This is a genomic window from Streptomyces sp. NPDC046985 (assembly GCF_040644415.1).
In the GTDB taxonomy this organism is placed as follows: domain Bacteria; phylum Actinomycetota; class Actinomycetes; order Streptomycetales; family Streptomycetaceae; genus Streptomyces.
Genome location: NZ_JBEYWK010000001.1, coordinates 87730 through 104465 on the forward strand (window position 1 = coordinate 87730; position 16736 = coordinate 104465).

General features: G+C 71.7%; 14 protein-coding genes, 1 tRNA gene and 2 pseudogenes. 9 read left to right on the top strand and 8 right to left on the bottom strand.

Annotation, left to right across the window (positions count from 1 at the left end; translation table 11 throughout):
- Window positions 1-11: 11 nt before the first annotated feature.
- Together nrtL and ABZ861_RS00385 are read right to left on the bottom strand one after the other, a co-directional pair.
- Window positions 12-1301, bottom strand: coding sequence for an ArgS-related anticodon-binding protein NrtL (nrtL, locus tag ABZ861_RS00380; protein ID WP_361621211.1), 1290 nt, complete (start codon window positions 1299-1301; stop codon window positions 12-14).
- Between the two features lie 101 nt (window positions 1302-1402).
- A pseudogene (locus ABZ861_RS00385) lies at window positions 1403-1868 on the bottom strand (response regulator).
- Between the two features lie 179 nt (window positions 1869-2047).
- Here ABZ861_RS00385 and ABZ861_RS00390 point away from each other — a divergent pair.
- The 3 genes and pseudogenes from ABZ861_RS00390 to ABZ861_RS00400 form a co-directional block, all read left to right on the top strand.
- Window positions 2048-2119, top strand: a tRNA-Arg gene (locus tag ABZ861_RS00390).
- Window positions 2120-3049: 930 nt separating this feature from the next.
- Window positions 3050-3397, top strand: a complete 348-nt coding sequence (locus tag ABZ861_RS00395; RefSeq protein WP_361621214.1) for a pentapeptide repeat-containing protein — start codon at window positions 3050-3052, stop codon at window positions 3395-3397.
- Window positions 3398-3571: 174 nt separating this feature from the next.
- Window positions 3572-3664 (top strand): annotated as a pseudogene (locus ABZ861_RS00400) (IS5/IS1182 family transposase); the annotation flags it as partial.
- Between the two features lie 188 nt (window positions 3665-3852).
- Here the strand turns inward: ABZ861_RS00400 and ABZ861_RS00405 are convergent.
- Window positions 3853-4848: a YafY family protein gene (locus tag ABZ861_RS00405; RefSeq protein WP_361621217.1), complete on the bottom strand. Its 996-nt coding sequence runs from the start codon at window positions 4846-4848 to the stop codon at window positions 3853-3855.
- A gap of 98 nt (window positions 4849-4946) precedes the next feature.
- Between ABZ861_RS00405 and ABZ861_RS00410 the strand changes: the two genes are divergently transcribed.
- Window positions 4947-5345 (top strand): VOC family protein, encoded by a 399-nt coding sequence (locus ABZ861_RS00410; protein WP_361621220.1) that lies wholly within the window; start codon window positions 4947-4949, stop codon window positions 5343-5345.
- 23 nt (window positions 5346-5368) lie between these two features.
- On the opposite strand, the gene ABZ861_RS00415 is transcribed toward ABZ861_RS00410, so the two are convergent.
- The 3 genes from ABZ861_RS00415 to ABZ861_RS00425 all read right to left on the bottom strand — a co-directional run bounded on the left by ABZ861_RS00415 (window position 5369) and on the right by ABZ861_RS00425 (window position 8588).
- Window positions 5369-5932, bottom strand: a complete 564-nt coding sequence (locus ABZ861_RS00415; RefSeq protein ID WP_361621223.1) for a DUF3761 domain-containing protein — start codon at window positions 5930-5932, stop codon at window positions 5369-5371.
- A gap of 618 nt (window positions 5933-6550) precedes the next feature.
- Entirely contained in the window at window positions 6551-7282 is a 732-nt protein-coding gene (locus ABZ861_RS00420) for a hypothetical protein (protein WP_361621226.1), read from the bottom strand.
- Window positions 7283-7508: 226 nt separating this feature from the next.
- The gene (locus tag ABZ861_RS00425; protein ID WP_361621229.1) at window positions 7509-8588 is read right to left on the bottom strand and encodes a Ku protein; all 1080 of its coding nucleotides are present in this window, start codon (window positions 8586-8588) and stop codon (window positions 7509-7511) included.
- 120 nt (window positions 8589-8708) lie between these two features.
- Between ABZ861_RS00425 and ligD the strand changes: the two genes are divergently transcribed.
- Entirely contained in the window at window positions 8709-9602 is an 894-nt protein-coding gene (gene ligD / locus ABZ861_RS00430; protein ID WP_361621232.1) for a non-homologous end-joining DNA ligase, read from the top strand.
- A gap of 117 nt (window positions 9603-9719) precedes the next feature.
- Here ligD and ABZ861_RS00435 read toward each other — a convergent pair whose 3' ends face one another.
- On the bottom strand, window positions 9720-10559 hold the full coding sequence (locus tag ABZ861_RS00435) for a nuclease-related domain-containing protein (RefSeq protein ID WP_361621235.1): 840 nt from the start codon (window positions 10557-10559) through the stop codon (window positions 9720-9722).
- A gap of 373 nt (window positions 10560-10932) precedes the next feature.
- On the opposite strand from ABZ861_RS00435, the gene ABZ861_RS00440 reads away from it, so the two are divergent.
- From ABZ861_RS00440 to ABZ861_RS00450, 3 genes are all read left to right on the top strand, one after another.
- Window positions 10933-11784 carry a hypothetical protein gene (locus tag ABZ861_RS00440; protein WP_361621238.1) on the top strand — a complete coding sequence of 284 codons (852 nt, stop codon included), beginning with the start codon at window positions 10933-10935 and terminating at the stop codon, window positions 11782-11784.
- Window positions 11781-13145 (top strand): HAMP domain-containing sensor histidine kinase, encoded by a 1365-nt coding sequence (locus ABZ861_RS00445; RefSeq protein WP_361621241.1) that lies wholly within the window; start codon window positions 11781-11783, stop codon window positions 13143-13145. The genes ABZ861_RS00440 and ABZ861_RS00445 overlap by 4 nt, the downstream gene beginning before the upstream one ends.
- Before the next feature lie 249 nt (window positions 13146-13394).
- A complete protein-coding gene (locus ABZ861_RS00450; RefSeq protein WP_361621244.1) occupies window positions 13395-13934 on the top strand; it encodes an SH3 domain-containing protein in 540 nt (179 codons plus the stop codon).
- Between the two features lie 370 nt (window positions 13935-14304).
- Here ABZ861_RS00450 and ABZ861_RS00455 read toward each other — a convergent pair whose 3' ends face one another.
- Window positions 14305-15414 (bottom strand): ferritin-like domain-containing protein, encoded by a 1110-nt coding sequence (locus ABZ861_RS00455; RefSeq protein ID WP_361621247.1) that lies wholly within the window; start codon window positions 15412-15414, stop codon window positions 14305-14307.
- Window positions 15415-15567: 153 nt separating this feature from the next.
- Here ABZ861_RS00455 and ABZ861_RS00460 point away from each other — a divergent pair, with 153 nt between their 5' ends.
- The gene (locus ABZ861_RS00460) at window positions 15568-16506 is read left to right on the top strand and encodes a diiron oxygenase (RefSeq protein ID WP_361621250.1); all 939 of its coding nucleotides are present in this window, start codon (window positions 15568-15570) and stop codon (window positions 16504-16506) included.
- Window positions 16507-16736 lie beyond the last annotated feature (230 nt).

Genomic DNA, 16736 nt, shown 5'->3' on the forward strand with positions numbered 1-16736 from the left:
TCTCTGGCTTCTCAGAGGTGGTCGGGTGCGTCGATGCCGAGCAGGGACAGGCCGCCGGCCAGCACCGTCCCGGCGGCGACGGCGAGCGCGAGCCGGGCGCGGTGGGCGGCCGAGGGTTTCTCCTCCCCGAGCGGCAGCACGCCCGGCAGCAGGGGCAGCACGGCGTCGGCGACGGCGACGAGATGCCGGGCGAGACGGTCGGGGGCACGGTGCGCGCCGGCCTGGGCGAGCACGCGGGGGTGATCGGAGAGCGCGGCGAGCAGGTCCTGACCCGTGGGGTCTCCGTGACTGGGTGGGTTTCCGTGACGCGCGGGGTCTGCGTGACGGGTTGGATTTTCGGGACGCGCGGGGTCTGGGTGACGGGTTGGGTTTTCGTGACGCGCGGGGTATTCGTGACGCGTGGGGTCTTGCTGACCTGCGAGGCATGAGGCAGCACCCATGGGGTCTGTGGCGCTCGTGGGGCGGCCGAGGGCGCCTGGTTCGGGGGCGAACCCGAGGTCGGCGGCGTTGCGGAGCAGCGCCCGAGTGCGGGCGTGGGCGTACCGGACGCGGAAGAGGGGGTTGCCCTCGCGCTGGAGGAGGTGGGTCTCGTCGATCCGGGGCCGGTCGTGCCCGGCGGGCTGGAGCAACGCCCAGCGTCCGGCGTCCCGCCCGAGGGCGAGCAGCCCGGCGATGTCGTCGGCGGCGACGGGCACGGGCCGGACGACGGCGGACATGGGCCGGACGACGGCGGGCACGGGCCGGACGGTGGCGTCGAGGGGCGCCGGCCCGGACTCGTCCACGTGCGCGCCGAGCACGTCCGCCCAGGCGGGCGGGACCGGCTGATCGCGAGGGGTCAGGACGAGGGCGCCCTGGGAGCGCAACAGCCGGGCGGCGACCTCGCCGACGACGAGCGCCCGAACGTCGGCCGCGCAGTGCAGTCGGTGGACCTGTCCCGCGGCCGCCTGCCCGAACCCGTACCGCTGCCCGAGACGCAGCACCTCCGCGACGAGCCGCGCGGCGGCGGAGTCGGCATCGGAGTCGCGCAGGCTGATGTTGAGGAACCCGGGCCCGGTGACGACGACGTCGCGAATGCCGTCGGCGTCGAGGAGATGCGCCCGCAGCGTCTCGGCGACCCGGTGGGCGGGCTGCCCGGCCGCTCGGGCGAGCTGGAGGGCGACGCTGGTGGCGTAGTCCCCGCATCCTCCGGCCCCCGGCCGCGTGACCACGACGCGCTCCGGCGCCTCCGCGCTCAGCTCCCCCAGCTCAACAGCACGACGCACCGCGCACAGCACGGTACGGGAGAGTTCCACGGGCGTCACGGGACAAGCGTAGGGGAGAAGGGGGGTGACCATGCGAGCCGGTTTGGGGTGGGTATCGGCATGTGGACGGGAGGGCGGTCATCCGCTCCCTTGACCGGCGGTCATCCGCTCCCCTGACCGGCGGGCTCGGTGTCCCCGGACCCGCCGGGGCCGACCCCTATCCCTCCGCCGCCTCCGGGCCCGCTCCCCCGCCCGTCGACCAACTGGAGGACCACCCGAACGAGTTCCGAGGGATCGAAGGGCTTCGCCAGGAAGGCGTCCACGCCGACGTCGAGCCCGGTCTCGACCTCGTACGTCGAACAGGCGCTGACGATGGCGAGAGGCAGATCACGGGTACGGGGATCGGCGCGCAGCCGCGCGGCGGTCGCCAGCCCGTCGAGCCGCGGCATGACGACGTCGAGGGTGATGACATCGGGCCGCACCTGGTGCACCACGTCCAGACACTCGGCACCGTCGGCCACGGTCACGACCTCGAGACCCTCAAGCTCGAGGTTGACCCTGATTAGCTGCCGGATGACCTTGTTGTCGTCCACAACAAGCACCCGGCCGGAAGCCCCTGGCACACATCCGAGAGTAGGTCGGGCCCGGCCGCCGCGTCCCGGTTTTCCCGACTTCCACCCCCTGGGGTGACAGCACCGTCCCGAACGGACGCCCCACCACGCACGGCGCCCCGCAAAACGTTCATGACCACCCCCCACGAGCTGGTAGTGTTCTACCCGTCGCCGCGCACACAGCGCGCCCGACCCGCCCCCGTAGCTCAGGGGATAGAGCAACGGCCTCCGGAGCCGTGTGCGCAGGTTCGAATCCTGCCGGGGGCACTTCGCCTCAACCAGCACGATGATGCGGTTGACCAGCGCAGATGCCAAGCATGAAGAGCGGGCCCCAGTCTCACTGGGTCCCGCTCTTTGTCGTTGGCTCGCGCTGACTGCGATAGACCTGCGCGCACCCTCCGCCTTGTGGCCATGTGCATCCCCGCGAGAAGATCCCGACGAATCTTTGCCGCTAGGGGGCCGAAGGTGCGGACGAGGTCAGAGGTGGTTCGGGCCGTTGAAGCTCGATGGAGGAGAAGCCGCCGGTGGGCGGCTGCAGCCGTCGCCATAGTTATCGGGACAGCAGGTGCCCTCATACTCATACTGGGTCCGATCTCCTGGTTTGTGGCTGGCGAGACAGTGCAGCATCTATCCGGAACCGATCGAGCTGATGCGATAAACGCAGTCCGGCAAACGGTCCTAGCCGCCATAGCGGGCGCAACTGTCTTCGCTGGCCTTGCTTACACAGCACGCACATATCTTTTGTCGCGTCGAGGACAAGTGACTGACAGGTATCGGGCTGCAGTCGAGAATCTCGCCTCGGACAAGCTGGAGGTGCGCCTGGGAGCTGTCTACAGCCTCGAACATGTGCTATCAGAGTCTGCAGTGGACCACGAGGCGATCGTCAGAGTGTTGGCGGGGTTCGTAAGGCACAACACACACAGAGGCGCGACAGCCCCGTCTCCAACTCTTCCTGAGCAGCGGAACGGACGCGAGGTCGCATTCAATGAGAGCCCTGAACTCTCCGCAGACATACAGGCTGCGGTTGAGGTTCTGGCTCGCCGACCAAAACGGCCTGAAACCCGGCGCCTCGATCTTCGCCATGCGAAGCTGGCCGGGCTCAGTCTGCGACACTTCGAATTCGAATCCCCGCCACGCCTGGAGTGGATGTTCCTCACTGCAGTAGACCTTCGTCAAGCTGATCTACGAGGCGTGGTCATGAAGGGTAGCATTCTCAACACCGCAGATATGTGCTTTGCGTGGCTTATCGAAGCGCGATGCGATCAGGCAGCCATGTTCAGAGTTGACCTGCGCGGCGCATTCCTGAAAAAATCAACATTTGTCGAAACTTCTCTTGACGGGGCAGATTTGCGGGAAACGAGTGGTCTGACAGCTCAGCAACTTGCCCCAGCATTCATCGATGTCGAGACCCGTCTCCCCGACCATTTGGCGAATGATCCCTGGGTGGCCGCAAGGCTAGCTGACTGTGTGGCGTGGGCGGAGGAAAATGGTGCGAATACCTGCCCGCCGCCCACGCCACAGCCGCCAACCTCAGCATCCATTTGAGATTGACTGCGCCTGACAGACGCTCCGCACTTTGAAGTCGACGCTCACTCCTGTCAGGCGAGCTCCGCCTCGATCTTCCTGTTCACGACCTCTTCTTGATCGTAGATCCGCCCCTCGTCGACGCAGTGGATCACCTCGGGCAAGTTGCCGACCCGACGAGCGACCTCGGCCACGGGCACCTCAGCGTTCAGCCACAAGCACCGCCGGCACGGAGTGAACGTACAGGCGGTCACCGATCCCGATGGCCGACTGCTGTGGCTCTCACCCACCACCTCTCCCGTTGGGCCAGTAGAGGCGTTTCGCTCCCCGCCGACGATGTATCGACGCTGATCGAAAGTCACGTCACCAGCAGTCGCGCCTCTGTCGTCCTGGAGAAGTTGGCGCAGAGCGAGTGCGAACCAACAGCGTCACGTGTCTCCAAATCGAGCTGTTTTCACGCGCGCGCCACCGGGCTCTCACAGACGTGGGCTTCTGCGGGCCGAGTTCGCGAGGCGGGTGGCGAAGGCTTCGGTGAGGCTGCGGAGTTCGGCTGGGCGTTCGATGACGAAGGGGCGGTCCAGTGCGGCGAGGGCTGCGGGGAGCCAGTCGAGGCGTTCTGCGCGGAGTTCGACGCGGCACCAGTGCTCCGTCGGCGGGGACGCCGGGGGCGGGAGTTCGTTCACGACAGCGACGCTGGCGGGGAGTCGGGTGTGGATCTGTTCGGCCGTCGCCTGAATGCGCAGGGTCACCTCGTGCCGGTACGGGACCGTGGCGAGCCCCGTCAGGACGCGGCTCGCCGCGTCGATTCCGGGGGGTGGTTCGAACGAGCCGGGCAAGGCTCTCACATCGGTGACGCGATCCAGTCGGAAGATCCGGTCCTCGCCTGTTGAGACGTCGGCGGCCGTCACGTACCACCTGCCCGAGTGGGCGACGACTCCGTACGGGTGCAGGGTGCGCTCGCTGCGTCGGCCGTCGCCGGCGGTGTACCGGATCATGATCGGCCGGTGATGGTGGACCGCGTCGGCGATCGGGAGGAAGGTCCCGGGTTCCGGGGCAGGCGCCGCTCTGCCGGGCGGATCCGTGAAAGCGAGCGCGCCGAGCACGGCGTCGAGCCTGCGGCGCAGTCGCTCGGGCAGCACTCGCCGAATCTTGGCCGCCGCCGTCTCACTCGCCGTCTCCGCCGTCGCCGTCAGGCCCGATCGCCGGCCGGCTTCCAGGCCGAGCAGCACGGCGAGCGCTTCGTCGTCGCTCAGCATGAGCGGGGGCATGCGGTAGCCGGGGGCGAGCCGGTAGCCGCCGTAGCGGCCGCGCACCGACTCGACGGGCACGTCTAGGTCGACGAGCTGCTGTGCGTAGCGCCGCACGGTGCGTTCGTCGACGTTCAGCCGGGCGGCGAGTTCGGACACGGTCCGGAGGCCGCCTGACTGCAGAAGCTCCAGCAGGGTGAGGACGCGGGCGAGGGGGCGCTGCATGCGGGGAAGTCTTCCGTAGATACCGGGCGGGTTCTGCCCGGTATCGGTCGTAGCGTGCGGTCACGAGCACCGACCGGCCAGACCAGAGGAGAGAACCCGTGCACTTCACGTCCGTCCGCATCATCACCGACGACGTCGCCCGCCTCGTCGACTTCTACGAGCGCGTCACCAAGGCGTCCGCCGCCTGGGCCAACGACGACTTCGCCGAGATCAGGACCGCCTCGGTCACCCTCGCGATCGGCAGCACCCGCACCGTCCCCCTGTTCGCGCCCGGCGCCGCCCGCCCGGCCGACAACCGCAGCGTCATCCTCGAGTTCCTGGTGGACGACGTGGACAGCGTGCACAAGGACCTGAGCGGCTTCGTGGAGGACTTCGTCAACGAGCCGACCACGATGCCCTGGGGAAACCGCTCGCTCCTGTTCCGCGACCCCGACGGCAACCTCGTCAACTTCTTCACCCCGGTCACGCCGGCCGCCATCGAGAAGTTCGCGCGCTGAGGACGGCACGGCGCCGGGTGCGACTACCGGTAGAAGACGGCCACGCCGCCGTGATGCGAGCAGGCCCCCTGATGGTGAGCGGCGTACGAGTACGTACCGTCGTTGCACAGCGCCGTCGCACCGTTGCCCGCTGAACTGGAGCCGCCCGACGAGCCGGAGTCGCCCGACGAGCCGGACCCGCCGCCGGACGACGATCCGCCAGACGACGATCCCCCGGACGTCGAACTACCCCGGACTCCCGACCCCGCGGCAGCGGCGTGCGCGGTGACGGTCACCGTCGTCTTGACCGTCTTCGTCACCGTCGGCCCCGGCTTCGGCGTGGCGGTCTCCGTCGCCGTGGCCGTCGCGGTGACCGTGATCGTGGGCGTCGGCCGCACCTTGGCGTCAGCCACCGACTTCGTCGTGTCGGCCGCCGACTTCGTCGCGTCCGGGTTGTGGCCGGCGGCGCCGGCGCTGCCCATGCCGATGAGGAACGCCAGGCCCAGGGCGGGCAGTACGAATCGCTTGCGGGCCCACTTGGGTGCGGGACGGGCGGCGGGCGGCCCAGGCGGAGGCTGGAACGGCGGCTGAGACTGGTAGTGGCTCATGAGGTCCCCCCTGGTGAGTCCGTGAGGGGCGAAGCTATCTACGCGGACGCATCAGATGTGAGGGATTGGTAAAGACGGTGACGGAGTTGTGACAATCCAACGCTCAACTACCCCTCGCGCCAGCGGCCTCCACCCGCCCGAGCCGCCGCCCCGCCACTTCACTTCGCCACTCCACTCGGCCAACTCCGTGCCGTTGACACTGCTTTGCCGGAGCGCGTGGCGGGGCCCGGGAGACGTATCCAGCTCCCGGGCCCCTGGGGTGCCACCCCTGTGCACACGCCGGTGGCGTTTAAGAGTGCGGATCAGTCAGTCAAGCCGTCGTGTTCTTCCATTGAACTACCGCACCGTGCAGAGGTGCAGACGAGAGTTGAACTCGCATCCGGCGGCGGTCGTCCGTACTCGGTCGATCCGGCGATCGGTGGCGAATGCTGAAGCTGGAGCGAGAGTCTGAGTCTGATCGCGGTCACGGTCCTTCGCCGTCACCCCGGGATTCAGGCTGAACGTCAGTTTCAGCTTGCGCCCGTGACGCGGACCGGATTCTCGTCCGGCTCGCGCCTGGTGCGCACCCCCGCGCTCGCACGCGGGGGCGATCATGGGGCTACCCGGTCCGCCTGCGGTTCAGGCGAACAGGTAGCCGAACACCGCGTCGCCGACCCGCTGGTCGACGACCTCCGTGCCGTTGGCCTCCTCGCGGGCGAACTTCACCGCCTGCTGGAGCTTCTCCACCCGGTCCAGCAGCTCGTTCACCCGCCGGGCGGGCAGCGCGCCGGAGAACTTCACCGTCGTCCAGTACCCGATCGGCACGTCCTCGTAGTAGACCTCGACCTGGGCCGGGTGCTTGTCGGTCGCCTCGGCCTTGACGTGGTTGCGCGGGACCTTCTTCGTGCGGATCGTGCGGACCGGGTCCGTCTTCCACCAGTCCGTCGACGGGTCCAGCGACCAGGACTCGGCCCCGTCCAGCACCGGCAGCCTCTTGACGAAGGCGTGCAGCTCGGTGAGCTGCTTCTCCAGGAACAGCAGGTAACTGACGGGCGCCTCGCCGACGATGGTCCGGCCGTCCACCGTCACGTCCGCGCGAGCCGTGCAGTTCGCCCAGTCCTTCGTCGCCGTCACGTCGAACAGCCGCGTCAGCGAAGCGGACATCTCCCGCAGGATCTCCTCGCCCCTGACCTGCACCCGGGTGGACTCCGGCGGCAGTTGCTCGCCCTCCTCGTCCTTGGGCTGGTAGGCGCGCGAGATGCCGGCGAGCAGCGCGGGCTTCTGCACCTTCTGGTGCGCCGCCGCGCCGTCCTGAACTGCCTTGCTCTTGACGCCCTTTTCGACGGCGATGATCTGATTGAGCTTCGTCACAGCTCCCCCTTCGAACAGGAGCAACGTAACTCAACGGGAAACGGACATCATCTGGTTTTCGTACGAGAGCCGGTGTCCGCCCGCCGGGCCGCTCACGCCGTCCGGCCGCCGGAGCCGCTCACGCCGTCCACTCCGCCGGGGCAGCCGCTCACTCCGCCCGCCGGGGCCGCTCACGCCGTCCGGCCGCCGGGGCCGCTCACGCCGTCCACCCCGCCAGGGCAGCCGCTCACGCCGTCCGCTTCCGGGCCGCCGTCTTCTTCGCCGGGGTCTTCTTCTCCGTCTTGGCCGCCGTCTTCTTGGCCGGCTTCGGCGGCGTCTTCGCCGCGGCCTTCGTGTCCGAGGCCGCCTTCCCGTCCTGCCGGGCCGACTTGGACGACGGCGCCGTCTTCTTCGCCGTCGTCTTCTTCCGCGGCGCCGCCTTCCGTGCGGCGGCCTTCTTCTCCGGCTCGGCGCGCGGGAGTTGCCTGACCTCGGCCTTCTCTCCCTCGTCGGCGGCCCTCCCCGGGGGCGCCTCGCCGTCCTCCTCCTCGCCCCGGGAGTGACGGGCCGCCCGGACGCTGTTCTCCAGGGCCGCCATCAGGTCCAGGACCTTGCCGCCGCGGGCCGGTTCCGGCGTCTCCGGGGGCTGCTCGCCGGTGGCCTTGGCGGCGATGACCTGCTCCACGGCCTCCCGGTACTCGTCGTGCAGGTCGTGCAGGTCCACCTCGCCGAGCGTGTCCATCAGGGCGTCGGCGAGGTCCAGTTCCTTGTCGCGGACCGTCACGTCCACGTCCGGGGCCACTCCCTGCGGGGCGCGGATCTCGTCGGGCCAGAGCAGGCCGTGCATGACGATGACGTCGTCGGCCACGCGCAGCATGCCCAGGCGCTCGCGGCCGCGCAGGGCGAACTTCGCGATGGCGACCCGGTTGCTGCGTCTGAGGGCCTCCCGCAGCAGGGTGTACGGCTTGGCGGCGGGGGCGCCGCTCGCGGCGAGGTAGTAGGCGTGCTCCATCTGGAGCGGGTCGATCTGGTCGGCCGGCACGAAGGCCACGATGTCGATCGTCCGCGCGGTGGGCAGCGGCAGATGGGACAGGTCCTCGTCGGTGATCGGGATGATGGCGCCGTCCGAGTCCTCGTAGCCCTTGCCGATCTCCGCCTGCGCGACCTCGCGGTCCTCCAGTTCGCACACCTTGCGGTAGCGGATGCGGCCGCCGTCCTCCAGGTGGATCTGGCGGAAGGAGATGGCGTGGCTCTCGGTGGCGTTCACCAGCTTGATCGGGATGCTGACCAGGCCGAACGAGATGGCGCCGTTCCAGATGGATCGCACGTGCAGCACCTTCCGGGCGGATCGTCAGAGCGGGTCGTCAGGGGGCGGGGCGTCGTCGAGAGGAGCGACGGGTTCGGCGTTCCGCGGCAGAATCGGCGTTTCGCGTGGTTTTCTTATCATATGGTGCCGATCACGGAGGTGGAGGGGCGACGGCTCGCGCTCAGCAACCTGGCGAAGGTGCTGTATCCCGCGACCGGGTTCACCAAGGGCGAGGTGCTGCACTACTACGCCACCGTCGCCGAGGTGCTGCTCCCCCATCTGCGGGACCGGCCGCTGTCCTTCCTGCGGTATCCGGACGGGCCGGGAGGGCAGGTCTTCTTCACCAAGAACGTGCCGCCCGGTACGCCCGAGTGGGTGACGACCGCCGAGGTGCCCCGCTCGGAGGGGCCGGCCCGGATGGTGCTGGCGCAGGATCTGCCGAGTCTGATGTGGGCGGCCAACCTGGTGACCGAGTTCCACACCCCGCAGTGGCTGATCGGGGCGCCGGGGGCGGCCGACCGGCTGGTGTTCGACCTCGACCCCGGCCCGCCCGCCGACGTCGTGGACTGCTGCGAGGTGGCGCTCTGGCTGCGCGAGCGGCTGGCGGCCGACGGGATCGAGGCGTACGCCAAGACCTCCGGCGCCAAGGGGCTGCATCTGCTGGCCGCCGTGCGCGGGGCCGTCTGCGAGCAGACCTCGCGATACGCCAAACAGGTGGCCGTCGAGGCGGAGGCCGCCCTGCCGGGACTGGCGCTGCACCGGATGACGCGGAGTCTGCGGCCGGGCAAGGTGTTCGTCGACTGGAGCCAGAACGCGGCCCGGAAGACGACCGCGGCCCCCTACACGCTGCGGGCCCGGGACACGCCTACGGTCTCGGCGCCGGTGACCTGGGACGAGGTCGCCGCGTGCCGGTCGCCGGAGCGGCTGGAGCTGCGGGCGGCGGACGTCGCTCCCCGGCTACGGGAGTACGGCGACCTGCTCGCCCCGCTGCTGAACCCGCGGACAGCGCGCCCGCTGCCTGGGGAGGGCCGCTGAGCGGGCTGCTGGTCGTCAGCGCGGCCGCTCACCCGGCCGGACCGCGCTCACCCCCGCCGCGCGCCCCGCTCACCAAGCCACCTGCTCACCAAGCCACCCGCACATCAAGCCCCCCGCTCACACCCGCCCCCACGTGTTCCGGTCGCGGGCCGTCGCGTACAGCGCCTCCACTTCCGCCGGTTTCAGCAGGCCGCCCGAGCGCGCCAGACCCTCGATCTCCTCGTCGCGCAGAATGCGCACGGCCCGCGGCGGGACGGTGATCCGCAGCTCGGCCGGGGCCGTCAGGGCCAGGACCGGGCAGACCTCGGCGGTCAGCGCGTAGGAGGCGCGGTCGGCCAGGGAGCGGGCCAGGCGCAGCAACGGCGCCGGTGCGCCGCGGCCGAGCGCGACGAGCGGATCGCTCACCCGTACGCGCTGCTTGCGGGCATGCACGGCGAGCACGGCGAGCAGGCCGCCGGGGCCGATCGCCAGGTGGTGGATGCGGTCGCCGCCGGGCAGGACGACCGAGTGCAGGGTGCGCCAGCCGGCGCCGTCCAGGCGGTCGAGGGCGTCGCCGACGGCCTGCTCGGCGCCGAGGGCGCGGCGGCGCGGGTCGGGGCGCAGGCGATGGGCGGGGCCGGGTTCGCGGTCGAGCGCGATCAGCAGGGCCTCGCCGGGGCGGTTGGGCGCGAGGTCGTCGTCGGGGTGCAGGCTCAGGCGGGCCAGTTCGGCCGGGGTCGGGACGGGCGGCGGGCCTACCGCGACCGGGCCGGTGAGGAAGGACCCCAGGGCGTCCAGGACGTCCTCCCGCGCGTCCTCGCTGAGCAGGTGGACACGGGCGGCCTCACGGTCGTACCAGGCGACGTTGTGCCCGTCGGGGCGGCAGACGTAGAGCCGCTCCTGCCCGTGCCGCCGGGCCGGTATGACGCGCAGGCCGCCTGGTCCGCGAGGTCCGGGCTGTCGACGTGGTCCGCTCATGCACCATCACCCCTACGACCATGGGAGCAGGCGGGGCGCCCCGGGGCAAGAAGTCGGCCGGACGGGCGATGACGGAACCGGCCGAACTGTCGTCCCCCGTTCCCCGGCGCGTGCCCTCCCCGGCCGCCGCCGTCACCCGGTCCCGCCACCTGTCACCGTCACCCGGTCCCGTCAGCCGGTCCCGCCACCTGTCACCGTCAGCCGGTCCCGTCAGCCGGTTCCGACACCCGTCCCCGTCACCCAGTCCCGACGCCCCTCCCCCACAGCCGTCCCGGACGCCCCGTCCGTGCACGAGAATAAAAAGGACTTCCGTACGAATAAGGTGTACGAGTCGTCCGCCGTCCCCCTCCCGCCCCGAGCCGACCGGAGAGCAGTGTTCCGCAGACGTCCCGCCTTCGTCGTCGCCCTGGTCGCCCTGCTGCTGGCCACGGCGGCGGCCTGCGGCGACGCGGCCGGGCTGCGCTCGGCGGGCGCCACGCCGACGGCGGTCAGCCCGGCCCGGCTCTGGCCCACGCTGCGGCCCGCGGCCAGCCCCGCCTGGCCGTACGGCGAGATGCAGATCGAGACGGTCAAGGGCGTCGGCGCGCCCGGCGAGGACATCCGCAAGGTGGACCCGGTGGCGATCGTGCGGGCCGAGGTCGCGGCGCACCCGGACGACTACCGGGCGGCGAAGGCGCCGTACCGCGAGACGGCCGCGCGGCTGGCCGACTGCGGCGAGGGCGGCGCGCTCGGGAAGCGGTGCCCCGTGCTGACGCCGTACTACCGCGATCTCACCGGCGACGGGCGCGAGGACATGATGCTGGGGTTCCGCCTGTACCCCACCGACCAGACGGCGGTCCGCGTCTACGCCTTCGAGGGGCGCCGGCTCGTGCAGGTCTTCGCGGACGACGACGCGGTGATCGGCGTGGAGCTGGCCGGACGGACGGTGATCATCCGCTCGCCTGCCGGGATCGCCGGGTACGAGTACCGCACCACCTGGGCGTGGGACGCACAGCAGCGGGCGATGGTGTTCTCGCGGGACGAGTTCCTGCGCACGGGCACGCACAAGCCCACTCGCGCGCACACCCCGGCGCCCACCGCCCGTCCCTCGCCCGTCCCCCGGCTGTCGCCGGCCCCGGGCGCGACCCCTTCGGCGGCGTCGCCGCCGTCTCCGGGGGGCGCCGCGTCCTCGGCCGGGGCCTCCGCAGCCGGGGCCTCGCCCGCGTCCTCCGCGAGCGGGCGATGAGGGCGTCGCTGCCCCGGTGGGCCGGGCCGCTGGCGTTGAAGGCCGCGGCGTTCATCACGGTGATGTGCTGTGCGCTGGCCGCGCTGCTCGGCGTCCTGGTGCACGTGTCGGTGACCGACCAGACCGTCGGCCAGGCGCGCGACCTGGCGCTGTCCCGGCTCCAGGACGCGACGACGGCCTTCGAGTCGGGGGACGCGCTGCCGCCGGGCGCCGGCGTCGACCCCGTCGGGCTGCCCCCGGCGCTGCGGCGGCTGGCGGCCGCCGGACGGCGCGGCACGATGGTCGCGCGGCGCCACGGGCAGCCGACGATGTGGGCCGCGGGCCCCGCCGACGGGGGACGGACGCTGGCCGTCGAGGTCGACTACGCGCAGCAGGCGCGCACCATCGCCGGGCTCGACGACTCGATCCTGTGGTCCTCGGGGCTGGCGATCGGGGCGACGCTGATGGTGGGCGCGTTCGCGGTGACCCGGGTGACCCGGCGGCTGCACGCCACCGCACGCGTCGCCCGGCGGATCAGCGCCGGCGACCTCGACGCCCGCGTGCACGACCCGCACACCCGGGACCCCTCCCGCCCGCAGGACGAGGTGGCCGCGGTCGCCGCCGCCCTGGACTCGATGGCGTCGTCGCTCCAGGGCAAGCTGCTGGCCGAGCAGCGGTTCACCGCGGACGTGGCGCACGAGCTGCGCACCCCGCTGACCGGCCTGCACGCGGCGGCCGAGCTGCTGCCGCCGGGCCGACCCACGGAACTGGTCCGCGACCGGGTGGCCGCGCTGCGCACGCTGACCGAGGACCTGCTGGAGATCTCCCGCCTGGACACCGGGCGGGAGCGGCTGGAGCTGGACGGCGAGCGGCTGAGCGCGGTGGCGGAGCGGGCGGTCCGGGCGGCGCGCGCCGCGGGATCGCCCCCGACCGGCACGGCCGCCGCCCCCGAGAGCGCGGCGGAGGGCGACGTACGGCTGCGGGTCGTGCGGGACGTGCACGTGGACACCGACCGGCGGCGGCTGGAGCGGGTCCTCGGCAACCTCGTGGCCAACGCGCTCACGCACGGCAGGCCGCCGGTGGTGCTGACCGTGGACGGCCCGGCCGTCAGCGTGCGGGACCACGGCGACGGCTACCCGGCCTACCTCGTGGAGCACGGCCCGCAGCGCTTCCGCACCGAGGGCGGGGCGACGGGGCACGGCCTCGGCCTGACGATCGCCCGGGGGCAGGCTGAAGTGCTCGGCGCCCGGCTGGACTTCGCCAACGCGGCGGACGGCGGCGCGGTGGCGACCCTGACCCTGCCGCAGACGCCCCCCGAGCCACCGGAGCCGCCGGAGCCACCGGAGAGGCAGTCCGGCCCCGGCGCGGTCGGCTCAGCGTGAACACCGGCGGGCCCTCAGAGACGCCTGGGACGTCAGAGACACCCGAGACGCCCGAGACGCCCGAGTTCAGCGCGCACGCCTCCCTCCGCCGGGCGGCCGAGTCGCTTCACCCGTCCTGACGTCCCCTCATGTAACGGCGTCTCCGATGGCGCAGCACAGGGGGGCACAGCCGTCCCTACGCTCCTAATGTGGCGATCAGTCAGGTGTGTCCGCTGCTGCGGGCCGCGTCGCCTCTGGTGGAGGTCCTTCATGTCCCTGCGCTCCCCCCTCACCCGGCTCGCCGTGGCGGCCGCCGCCGGGGCCCTGCTGGCCGCGGCCTCGGTCGTGCCCGCCGTCGCGCTGAACGGTCCAGCCGGCGCCGGGCCGTCCCCGAGCGGCGGCAAGGGCGCCGGCACGACCGCCGGGGCGCCCGCGGCCAAGCCCGCGCGGGCCGCCGCCGCGCCCCAGGCCGCGGCACGCCCGCAGAGCGCCGGGACCTCGGCCGCGGCCAAGCCGCACACCTCCGGGACCTCGGCCGCGGCCGAGCCGCACACCTCCGGCGACGACGGCGCGTCGTACACCCGGGGGCGGGTGACGGCCCGCGGCGGCCTCGTGCTGCGCAGCCGGCCGGACCAGGGCAGCCAGGTGATCGGGTACGCCCGGCAGGGCGAGATCGTGCGGATCTACTGCCGGACGCGCGGCCAGTTCGTGCGCGGCAACCCGGTCTGGTACCTGCTCGCCGGCGGCGTCTGGGCGTGGGGCTCGGCCCGCTACATCGAGCCCCTCGGAAGCGCGCCGTGCTGGTGCTGACGCCGGACGAAAGGGCCGCCCCCTCTGGAGGGTTCGGCTAGGGGCGGGCACGACGCGTCTCGGTGTGCCCGCGCTCCTCGCGCACGAGGCGGTGCGACGACGGGCGCCGCACACCGCGCGTACGGATGCCGCGCGCCGCGCCGCCACCCCTCGGCAGCGGCGCGGCGCGGCGCGCGGACGTCGGCGGCGGTACGGCGGCGTCCCTCGCTAAGGCGACGAAGGACGCGGCGCCGCGCCCGCAGCACCAGCACCAGCACCAGCACCAGCACCAGCACCAGCACCAACACCAACACCAACACCAACACCAACACCAGGCGTAACGCCTCCCCGGCGGGAAGGCGAGACCACGGGCACCTGACGTGCCGGAGCGTCAGTCGCCGCTCCTCCCCTGCTCGATCGCCTCCGCGACCTCGGCCGACCGCTCGCGTTCCTCCGCCGCGAAGCGTTCCGCGTCCAGCTTCTCGGCGATCTCCTCGTCCTGGGCCATGAGCTGGTCCAGGTTGGAGTCGCCCAGTTCGAAGACGCCCATGTCGACGTACGCCTGTTGCAGGCGCTTGCCCCACAGGCCGATGTCCTTCACGCAGGGGACGATCCGGCTGAAGAGCAACTGGCGGAAGAGCCGCAGGAACTCGGAGTTCTCGCTCAGCTCGTCGGCCTCGGCACGCGGCACGCCGAAGTTCTCCAGGACCTCGACGCCGCGCAGCCGGTCGCGCATCAGGTAGCAGCCCTCGATGACGAACTCCTCGCGCTCGCGCAGTTCGGCGTCGGTGAGCTGCCGGTAGTAGTCGCGCAGCGCCATGCGGCCGAAGGCCACGTGCCGGGCCTCGTCCTGCATGACGTAGGCGAGGATCTGCTGGGGCAGCGGTTTGTCGGTGGTGTCGCGGATCATGCCGAAGGCGGCCAGCGCCAGGCCCTCGATGAGGACCTGCATGCCGAGGTAGGGCATGTCCCAGCGGCTGTCGCGCAGAGTGTCGCCCAGCAGCGACTGGAGGTTGTCGTTGATCGGGTAGAGCATCCCGATCTTCTCGTGCAGGAAACGGCCGTAGATCTCGGCGTGCCGGGCCTCGTCCATGGTCTGGGTCGCCGAGTAGAACTTCGCGTCCAGGTCGGGCGCGGACTCCACGATCCGCGCGGCGCAGATCATGGCGCCCTGCTCGCCGTGCAGGAACTGGCTGAACTGCCAGGACGCGAAGTGCCGGCGCAGCTCGCCCTTGTCCCGGTCGGTCATCTTCGCCCAGTACGGGGTGCCGTAGAGGGTCATCGCCTCCTCGGGAGTGCCCAGAGGATCGTAGGGATCGACGTCCAGGGACCAGTCGATGCGCTTCTGACCGTCCCACTGCTTGTCCTTGCCCTTCTGGTACAGGGCCAGCAGCCGGTCGCGTCCGTCGTCGTACTCGAAGCTGAGGCGGGCCGCCCCGGTCGCGGGCACCGACCAGTGCGCCCCGCCAGGGTCGTTGGCGTACAGATCGAAAGTCGGCATACCTGGCAGGCTCACATGTAGACGGCGGGTCAACAAGTCGTGTGCAAGGGATTGACGAGCTTACTGACAAGCAGTCTCATAAGAGCGGGACGACCTGACTCCTGAGTAACCGCTCGATCCAGCCACATTCCCCTGCGACGAGGTGGGACAGCCATGACGACCGTGCCGGAAGCCGACGCGCTCGCCGGACCGCGCGACGCGCTCGGTCTGCTCAAGGACCGGGAGCAGGTCGCCGAGCGGCTGCTCGCCTCCTCCGCCCGGCACTCCTTCGATCCGGACGAGGAACTGGACTGGGAGGCCCCCTTCGAGGAGGGCAAGTGGTTCTGGCCGCCGGAGCTGGTGTCGCTGTACGGCACCCCGCTGTGGAAGCGGATGGGCGAGGAGCAGCGGATCCTGCTCTCCCGGCACGAGGCCGCCGCGCTCGCCTCGCTCGGCATCTGGTTCGAGCTGATCCTGATGCAGCTCCTCGTCCGGCACGTCTACGACAAGGCGGTCACGAGCGCGCACGTGCGCTACGCCCTGACCGAGATCGAGGACGAGTGCCGGCACTCCAAGATGTTCGCCCGCGTCATCTCGCGCGGCGGCACGCCCTGGTACCCGGTGAGCCGCGCGCACCACCACCTCGGCCGCCTGTTCAAGACGGTCTCCACCACCCCCGGCTCCTTCACCGCGACCCTGCTCGGCGAGGAGGTCCTGGACTGGATGCAGCGGTTGACCTTCCCGGACGAGCGGGTGCAGCCGCTGATCCGCGGGGTCACGCGCATCCACGTCGTGGAGGAGGCGCGGCACGTGCGCTACGCCCGCGAGGAGCTGCGCCGGCAGATGCTGACGGCGCCGCGCTGGTCGAAGGAGTTCACCCGGGTCACCTCCGGCGAGTTCGCCCGGGTGTTCTCGGTCGCGTTCGTCAACCCCGAGGTGTACGCGAACGTCGGCCTGGACCGGCGAGAGGCCATGGCCCAGGTGAGGGCCAGCGGCCACCGGCGCGAGGTCATGCAGTCGGGCGCCAAGCGGCTCACCGACTTCCTCGACGACATCGGGGTCCTGCGGGGCCCCGGACGGCGGCTGTGGAAGGCGTCGGGACTGTTGGCGTAGTCGCGGAGCGCGGACGGCACGCGGACGCCGGGGGGGAACCGCGCGGGCGCGGGGAGCGGGGCGCGTGAGTGCGGGGAGCTTGCCGCGTGAGCGCGGGGAAGGCGCCGCGGGGGCGCGGGAAGCGGAGGACTCCAAGGCGGCGCAGGCGCTGGTGACGTGAAGGCGCCGTGCGGGCGCGGGAAGCGGGCGTCGGCGGCCCCGTTCCCGGCGTCCTCGGCGGAGGCGCCGCG

What these genes read in the sequence shown, in the direction of transcription:
- ABZ861_RS00450 (WP_361621244.1), top strand. Translation starts at nt 13,395, where the DNA reads ATGTCCCTGCGCTCCCCCCTCACCCGGCTCGCCGTGGCGGCCGCCGCC.
- ABZ861_RS00405 (WP_361621217.1), bottom strand. Translation starts at nt 4,848, where the DNA reads ATGCAGCGCCCCCTCGCCCGCGTCCTCACCCTGCTGGAGCTTCTGCAG.
- ligD (WP_361621232.1), top strand. Translation starts at nt 8,709, where the DNA reads ATGGTGCCGATCACGGAGGTGGAGGGGCGACGGCTCGCGCTCAGCAAC.
- ABZ861_RS00395 (WP_361621214.1), top strand. Translation starts at nt 3,050, where the DNA reads ATGAAGGGTAGCATTCTCAACACCGCAGATATGTGCTTTGCGTGGCTT.
- ABZ861_RS00415 (WP_361621223.1), bottom strand. Translation starts at nt 5,932, where the DNA reads ATGAGCCACTACCAGTCTCAGCCGCCGTTCCAGCCTCCGCCTGGGCCG.
- ABZ861_RS00455 (WP_361621247.1), bottom strand. Translation starts at nt 15,414, where the DNA reads ATGCCGACTTTCGATCTGTACGCCAACGACCCTGGCGGGGCGCACTGG.
- ABZ861_RS00460 (WP_361621250.1), top strand. Translation starts at nt 15,568, where the DNA reads ATGACGACCGTGCCGGAAGCCGACGCGCTCGCCGGACCGCGCGACGCG.
- ABZ861_RS00445 (WP_361621241.1), top strand. Translation starts at nt 11,781, where the DNA reads ATGAGGGCGTCGCTGCCCCGGTGGGCCGGGCCGCTGGCGTTGAAGGCC.
- ABZ861_RS00435 (WP_361621235.1), bottom strand. Translation starts at nt 10,559, where the DNA reads ATGAGCGGACCACGTCGACAGCCCGGACCTCGCGGACCAGGCGGCCTG.